Origin of the sequence: Haloferax sp. Atlit-4N (assembly GCF_003383025.1) — an archaeon.
Lineage (GTDB): Archaea > Halobacteriota > Halobacteria > Halobacteriales > Haloferacaceae > Haloferax > Haloferax gibbonsii.
This window is the reverse complement of record NZ_PSYY01000053.1, coordinates 1-542: the sequence shown is the minus strand read 5'-3', so window position 1 is coordinate 542 and position 542 is coordinate 1. Positions and strand designations below refer to the sequence as shown.

The 542-nt window shown below is 32.5% G+C and carries 2 protein-coding genes; both read right to left on the bottom strand.

The annotated features are described in order from the left end of the window. On the bottom strand, positions 1 to 222 hold a 222-nt coding region (locus C5C07_RS20505; protein ID WP_199522786.1), incomplete at its 3' end, for a hypothetical protein. A 21-nt stretch (positions 223 to 243) separates the two neighbouring features. Next, the coding region (locus C5C07_RS22040) for a hypothetical protein (protein WP_233510492.1) at positions 244 to 542 on the bottom strand (299 nt) is incomplete at its 5' end.

Genomic DNA, 542 nt, shown 5'->3' with positions numbered 1-542 from the left:
TAAACCTTTAGTAGCCTTGTCTAACTCATAAAAAGGTGAAATAACGTTTGCTACACTCTCTTCAATCACTGCTTTGATGTTGGGATTTAGGTTTTCTTTTAAATGTTGTAAGTCATTTTGTTCTCTTTCTGTTAGAGCTTCAACATTGAAAAGCGGTTTATCCGAAAAAAATTCTTTCAATAAGTATGTTTGATAAATTTTACCCTGTTCATTTTGATTCATCATTTATAGCCTCCTTTATTTTTAGCGCTCTATCTGAGTGTCAGAAGTATAAATATCAATAACTTTTTTGTTTTGTGCATGTTTAATAGACTGCGAGTCTTTCTCAATAGCTCTATCCACTTTAGATTTAGAACTTGGATCTTGGGAGACGATATATGTCTTGACGTACTCGTAAAATGTTGGCTGTTCTAACATCGTTTGCTGAGGTGCATAGCTAAATGGTATGCCTTGTATAATGTTTGTTTTATTGTTTTCTTGATGCGCTAACGTAGGTGTAAATTGACTATACATTTCTTTAGAAAAATAATTAGCGTCTTGTA